This window comes from Vibrio sp. ZOR0018, from assembly GCF_963865925.1.
Lineage (GTDB): Bacteria > Pseudomonadota > Gammaproteobacteria > Enterobacterales > Vibrionaceae > Vibrio > Vibrio anguillarum.
Genome location: NZ_CAWMCN010000110.1, coordinates 1 through 6,812, shown reverse-complemented (window position 1 = coordinate 6,812; position 6,812 = coordinate 1). Strand labels below are relative to the sequence as shown.

Genomic DNA, 6,812 nt, shown 5'->3' with positions numbered 1-6,812 from the left:
GCGACACTAGCTCAGTTGGTAGAGCGCAACCTTGCCAAGGTTGAGGTCACGAGTTCGAACCTCGTGTGTCGCTCCAAATTAAAGCCCTAGCAGAAATGCTGGGGCTTTTTCATCTCTGTCTCACAGCCAGTTTACAACCAACGATATCGTTTTAGAGCCACCTTGCCAAGGTTGAGGTCACGCTTTTAGTTCAAAAGAAAGCGAACCTCGTGTGTCGCTCCAAATTAAAGCCCTAGCAGAAATTGGGTAAATCCCCCCCCTACGTTCACTATATTCGTTGACGGTTTCGGACGTGAAATTGAAATATTTTAAGCAAAGTCATCACCATCAAACAGCAGTGCTTCAATTTATGGTCAAATCTCGCATCGTTTTTACTCTTCATCCCCAATTATAGAATGTTAATAATTTGATAAAGCAACCTTTATCTTGAGTTGTTATTATTTTGTGAAGTGAAATTTCGGCCTACTTCACATAATTTTCGTGCCAACATTTAATTTATGGTGTGAATTATTTGCAAAAGCGTGATTTATATAAACTTATCAACAACCCATTCATGGGAACGATTCCCAATGTGACATTGATCTATTTTTACATTGATTCGGTGAATGTAAACTCCATCCCCGTCAGCAACGTTAAGGGAATACATAAGCAGTGGTTGCTGAGCAATAAAGAGATTGAGCTGTTCATGATTACCAAAGTAGCGTGCTACTTCCCCCGGTGAATTTGAATCTAACTCATTAATTTTATTGAATATATCTCAGGATGAGATTCAAGGTGCCAAGCACCAACATAATGATAATGATGACCATAAGGTCGATGGAGTATAAAAAATGAATTTTGCTACCTCTGGTAAACTTTCTCTTGCCGCAATTCTAATTTCAGCCGCACTACAAGCAAACGCAGGTATCAGTGTTGAAGGTGAACAAGGTGTTTTCTCAATCGGCGGTGATGTTGAGTTCGATATCAACCTTCGTGATAAAAATGCCACTGACAAGCAACATCTAAATCAAGATGGCCGCCTTTTGGTTCAAATCGCTGGTGAGCGTAGTGTGAGTGGTGACCGTTATATCAAAGCACAAGCACAACCTTTACTTAAAACAACGGGTAAAGTTGAACTTGATGATGCGTGGATTGCATTTGGTCAAGCGAATAACTGGGAACTGAAAGTAGGCCGCTATGAAGCGTTTGATTTGTTCCCTGTTGGCCAAGATACTATGCTTGAATACGCAAATGCAGATAAAGATGTATACCGTGCGAATAAGGCTCGTGGCCGTGGTGATAACGGACAAATTGGCTTTAGCAAAACGGCAGATAACCTTTATTTTGAACTCTCAACTAAATTTGAGAATGAGTCTGCAGCGGATCAGAATGCCGTATTTGTACGCCCAGTTGTTGCATACCAGATCGTTGACTCAGTTCGTGTTGCTGCTGGTTTAGAAGCCAATCTGGCTGCAGATGATAAAGATGCTGCGAATGATTTCCTTGGTTATGGCGCGACAGTTAACTATTCTGCTAACGATCTTTTTATCAACGTGAACTATGCGTTCCGTGATTTCGACAAAACTAAACAAGAAGATACGACCATCGGTGCTAACTTACTGTTTAAAGGCTTTGGTCTAGGTCATGTCTATGGTGATGTTGATAAAGGTACTAGCGAGAAGGTAAATACCACTTATGCTTCTTACCAATTTGCTAATGTGATGGATGTGGAAGATTTCTCTGTTTATCTAGGTACTTACTACTCGAAAGTAGACGACACAGAAAATAAAGATCTAGGTATGCGTATCCGTCTAAAATACTTCTTCTAAGTTTTAAAACTTAAGCATTAAATCTCAACTGCTTTTGATGCCTACCGTTCGGTAGGCATTTTTTGTATAAGCAGATGCGATGATTTACAGCTGTTTAAGCATCCACACATCGCAGCCGTTGTGCTCAGTGCCGTCCATTGGTCGATCCAAATGTATAAATCCGAGTTTTTCATATAACTGAATGGCGGATGTCATACTAGATAACGTATCCAAATAGCAAGATTGATAACCTGCATTTTGAGCAAATGATAGGCATGCTTCACTGAGCATTTTTCCCAGCCCGCAACCGCGACTTTCTGGTAATAAGAAGAGTTTTTTTAGCTCACAGATCCGTTGGCTATGATGAAAGGCTGCAATACCTGCTCCACCAACAATGATGCCGTCACGTTTGGCTACCAGATAAAGGCTGTTGCTCTCTTGCGTGTAATGTTGACTCATGTTTTCCACTTCAGCATCAGATGGGCCAAAACCCTCACCGATGGCCCCAAATTCAGCACCTACAGATTGGATAATTTTACAAATGTCCGGATCATCTTTTGGTTTGATTGGTGTTATCGTGATGTTCATCGTTTCTTCTTAAAAATAGTCATGTTTTTATTATTGTTTGGGGGGAGGGAGGTAATATCAAGAGAGCGGCAAAAATAATGCCGTTTTTTTGTTCAAGAGCAAGCCTCAGTATCATTTCAATTTGGCTTTAGAGGTGGCTTTCGATACTATGTGCAGCTATCTGAAAAATACAATACATCCTATACGGACACTACCTACAGGTAGATGAGGAAACGATGCAACATCTAGAAGAGATTATTGCTAATGCGACCGCAGCGATTAATGCTGCCGATTCGCTAGTCGCACTTGATGAAGTGCGTGTTCAGTACTTGGGTAAAAAAGGTGAGTTAACCACTCAGCTACAGAGCCTAGGTAAATTGCCACCCGAAGAACGTCGCGCTGCAGGTCAAGAGATCAACGTTGCGAAAGAGACAGTGCAACACGCCATTGCTACGCGTAAAGATGCTTTGCAGCGAGCAGAGTTAGAAGCCAAACTAGCGGCTGAAACGATTGACGTTACTTTGCCTGGACGCCGCATTGAAAATGGTGGCTTACACCCAGTGACTCGCACAGTTGAACGCATTGAGCAGTTCTTTGGTGAGCTTGGTTTTCATGTTGAATCTGGCCCTGAAATTGAAGACGCCTTCCACAACTTTGATGCGTTGAATATCGCTGCCGATCACCCAGCACGTACTGATCACGATACCTTCTTCTTTAATCCAGATTTAATGTTGCGTACACACACGTCAGGTGTGCAAATTCGCACTATGGAAAATGGTCAACCGCCGTTTCGTTTTATTGCGCCGGGCCGCGTATATCGTAATGACTACGACCAAACACACACACCAATGTTCCACCAGGTTGAAGGCATGTTGGTTGATGAGCACGTCAATTTTGCTCAGCTTAAAGGTATTTTGAACGATTTCTTATGTAACTTCTTTGAAGAAGAAGTTGAAGTGCGTTTCCGTCCTTCTTATTTCCCATTTACAGAACCTTCTGCGGAAGTGGATGTGAAGGGTAAAAATGGTAAATGGCTTGAAGTTCTAGGCTGTGGCATGGTTCACCCGAACGTTTTGCGCAGTGTTGGTATTGACCCTGAAAAATATTCTGGCTTTGCATTTGGTATGGGTGTTGAGCGTTTAACGATGCTTCGTTATGGCGTCAACGACCTACGCGCGTTCTTTGAGAACGATCTGCGCTTCCTCAAACAATTCAAGTAATTCAAGGGTAAACACAATGAAATTCAGCGAATCATGGCTTCGTGAGTGGGTTAACCCTGCGGTTACGACTGACGAACTTACACATCAAATTACAATGGCAGGCTTGGAAGTCGATGACGTTCTTGCTGTCGCCGGTGAATTTACTGGCGTCAAAGTGGGTCACGTTGTGGAATGTGGTCAACATCCAGATGCCGACAAACTGCGTGTAACGAAAGTTGACGTGGGTGAAGAAGAACTGCTTGATATCGTTTGTGGTGCAGTAAACTGCCGCCAAGGCTTAAAAGTGGCGGTAGCGACTGTCGGTGCGGTACTTCCTGGCGATTTTAAGATCAAAAAAGCAAAATTACGTGGTCAACCTTCTCACGGCATGCTTTGTTCATTCAGTGAGCTAGGGATTGATGTTGAATCCGCTGGCATTATGGAGCTTGCAGAAGATGCCATCGTTGGTACTGATTTCCGCGAATTCCTAAGCTTAGATGATGTGACTATTGATGTTGATTTGACCGCGAACCGCGCAGATTGCTTTAGTATTCGTGGCCTTGCTCGTGAAGTTGGTGTATTGAACCGCATTGATGTCACTGAGCCATCGGTCATCGCTATTCCTACTTCAATTGAAGATAAAGTCTCTATTGAAGTGAAAGCACCGGCCGCTTGTCCGCGTTATCTTGGTCGCGTGGTTAAAAACATTAATGTTCAAGCCCAAACACCGCTTTGGATGCAAGAGAAGTTACGCCGTTGTGGTCTACGTTCAATTGATCCAGTGGTTGATATCACTAACTATATCTTGCTTGAACAAGGCCAACCGATGCATGCCTTTGATCTTGCCAAGATCGAAGGCGGTATTGTTGTTCGTATGGCCGAGCAGGATGAAAAACTTACGCTACTCGATGGTACAGAAGCTAAGTTGAATGTCGATACGCTGGTTGTTGCCGATCACAATAAAGCATTAGCCATTGCGGGCATTTTTGGTGGTGAAGGTTCAGGCGTTAGCTCAGAAACCCAAGATGTACTGCTTGAGTGTGCTTTCTTTGCACCAGACCATATCCGCGGTCGTGCTCGTAGCTATGGCCTACATACTGATTCATCCATGCGTTTTGAGCGCGGTGTTGACTACGCGTTGCAAGCCAGTGCGATGGAACGAGCGACTCAGCTGCTGGTTGATATTTGTGGCGGTGAAGTTGCACCTGTGGTTAGTGTTGAGTCTGAAACGGATTTACCTAAACCAAATCAAGTCACACTTCGTCGCACTAAACTGGACAGTTTGCTTGGTCATCACATTGCGGATGCTGATGTGGTTGAAATCCTAAAACGTTTAGGTATGAGTGTTGAGAGTTGCGCAGAAAGTTGGGTTGCTACCGCGCCAACGTGGCGTTTTGATATCGCGATTGAGCAAGATTTGATTGAGGAAATTGGCCGTATTTACGGTTACAACAATATCCCTAATCAAGCTCCCGTTGCAGCATTGAGCATGAATGACCACCAAGAAGCAAACTTGCCACTTAAGCGTGTTCGTCATTTGTTAGTTGACCGTGGTTACCATGAAGCGATCACCTACAGCTTCGTTGAGCCAGAGCAGCAGAAACTGATTGTTCCAGATGTTGAACCACTCATTCTACCTAATCCTATTTCTGCTGATATGTCGGCGATGCGTTTGGGCTTGATCCAAGGTCTATTAAATACCGTGGTTCATAACCAGAAACGCCAGCAGCCACGCGTTCGTTTGTTTGAATATGGTTTGCGTTTTATTCCTGATGCTTCGGCAGAGAACGGTATGCGCCAAGAACCTATGCTCGCGGGGGTAATATCCGGTACTCGTGGTGAAGAGCACTGGAACATGGACACCGCAACGGTTGATTTCTTCGATCTAAAAGGTGACTTGGAAGCCATTCTTGATTTAACCGCCAACGGCAAAGCTTACAGCTTTACTTCTATTGCACACCCAGCGCTGCACCCTGGGCAATCGGCCGCTATCGTTGTCGATGGTGAGATTATTGGGGTGATAGGCACTGTTCATCCAGAGCTTGAGCGTAAGTTTGGCTTGAATGGCCGCACCATCGTATTTGAACTTGAATGGTCAGCTGTGAACACCCGTGTAATTCCAGAAGCTGCATCACTGTCTAAGTTCCCAGCGAACCGCCGTGATATAGCACTGGTTGTTGATGGCGCCATTGCTTCAGGTGATATTGTCGATGCATGTCGTAACGCTGGTGGTGAGCTTCTAAAAGAGGCGAAGCTGTTTGACGTTTATGTAGGCAAAGGGGTTGAAGAGGGCAAGAAGAGTTTAGCGATTGCGTTGATGCTTCAATCGACTGAACGTACTTTAGAAGAAGCTGATATTGCAAGCGCTGTTGAATCGATTGTGACTTCAGTAGCGGCACAGTTTGGTGCAGCCCTGCGCGACTAATTCAGAAAGTAGCCTAAGTATATTTGAGCAGGTTCAAGTTGGGCCTGCTTTTTTATATGCAATTTAGTGACAGGTTAGTGTTAAACAAGTCTATGATTTAACAGGTTATAAATTTTTTTATCAGAAATCGATATCCATTCAAAATAGTATGAAATTCTGAAAATGTTGGCTGTTATGATATAACTAACTAAATTGTCAGTGTTTTTTCTCAATCTTCGACGTCTAATTGTATAAATGCAGCCAGTATATGCGCTTATTTTGATGAAACTATTAATATTGTTGCGAATAAAAAAGTTGGCGAAAATCAGAAGCTTGGCATACACTTTTCAGGTAAAGCCGATATCTTATTGATTGGCTAAGCGAAAATGCTTTGGCGCTGCTTAGAAGCAGCAAGGTTTAACATAGCTTTGAGGGAAGTTTTATGGCGCTCACAAAGGCCGAATTGGCTGAAAACCTGTTTGAAAAGCTTGGATACAGTAAACGGGATGCCAAGGAAACGGTTGAAGTGTTTTTCGAAGAGATTCGCAAGGCGCTTGAAAGTGGCGAACAGGTAAAACTATCTGGTTTTGGTAATTTTGATCTACGAGACAAAAACGAGCGTCCGGGTCGAAACCCAAAAACAGGTGAGGATATTCCTATCTCCGCTCGACGTGTCGTAACGTTCCGCCCAGGGCAGAAATTAAAAGCCCGAGTCGAGAACATTAATGTCGAAAAATAGACCGAGCAATAGACCACGCTATGCGTGGTCTTTTTTTTGTCACCCCTAAACCACCGCCTTGGGCGGTGGTGATTGAACCTTGGGGCTATTGCCCGCAGAAGTGCCCATGTTAGAAG

Annotated in this window: 5 protein-coding genes and 1 tRNA gene; 5 read left to right on the top strand and 1 reads right to left on the bottom strand. The window is 43.8% G+C overall.

Annotated features, from left to right (window positions below):
• A tRNA-Gly gene (locus AACR75_RS09320) sits at nucleotides 1–76 on the top strand.
• A 754-nt stretch (nucleotides 77–830) separates the two neighbouring features.
• Nucleotides 831–1,808 (top strand): carbohydrate porin, encoded by a 978-nt coding sequence (locus AACR75_RS09315; protein ID WP_047689752.1) that lies wholly within the window; start codon nucleotides 831–833, stop codon nucleotides 1,806–1,808.
• 84 nt (nucleotides 1,809–1,892) lie between these two features.
• Here the strand turns inward: AACR75_RS09315 and AACR75_RS09310 are convergent, their stop codons facing one another.
• Nucleotides 1,893–2,375 (bottom strand): GNAT family N-acetyltransferase, encoded by a 483-nt coding sequence (locus AACR75_RS09310; protein WP_047689750.1) that lies wholly within the window; start codon nucleotides 2,373–2,375, stop codon nucleotides 1,893–1,895.
• Nucleotides 2,376–2,590: 215 nt separating this feature from the next.
• Here AACR75_RS09310 and pheS point away from each other — a divergent pair, with 215 nt between their 5' ends.
• The 3 genes from pheS (at nucleotide 2,591) to ihfA (ending at nucleotide 6,696) form a co-directional block, all read left to right on the top strand.
• On the top strand, nucleotides 2,591–3,574 hold the full coding sequence (pheS, locus tag AACR75_RS09305; protein ID WP_017044058.1) for a phenylalanine--tRNA ligase subunit alpha: 984 nt from the start codon (nucleotides 2,591–2,593) through the stop codon (nucleotides 3,572–3,574).
• A 16-nt stretch (nucleotides 3,575–3,590) separates the two neighbouring features.
• Complete coding sequence (pheT, locus tag AACR75_RS09300; protein ID WP_047689748.1) at nucleotides 3,591–5,978, top strand: phenylalanine--tRNA ligase subunit beta; 2,388 nt, start codon at nucleotides 3,591–3,593, stop codon at nucleotides 5,976–5,978.
• Nucleotides 5,979–6,399: 421 nt separating this feature from the next.
• The gene (gene ihfA / locus AACR75_RS09295; RefSeq protein ID WP_010319630.1) at nucleotides 6,400–6,696 is read left to right on the top strand and encodes an integration host factor subunit alpha; all 297 of its coding nucleotides are present in this window, start codon (nucleotides 6,400–6,402) and stop codon (nucleotides 6,694–6,696) included.
• Nucleotides 6,697–6,812: the final 116 nt, after the last annotated feature.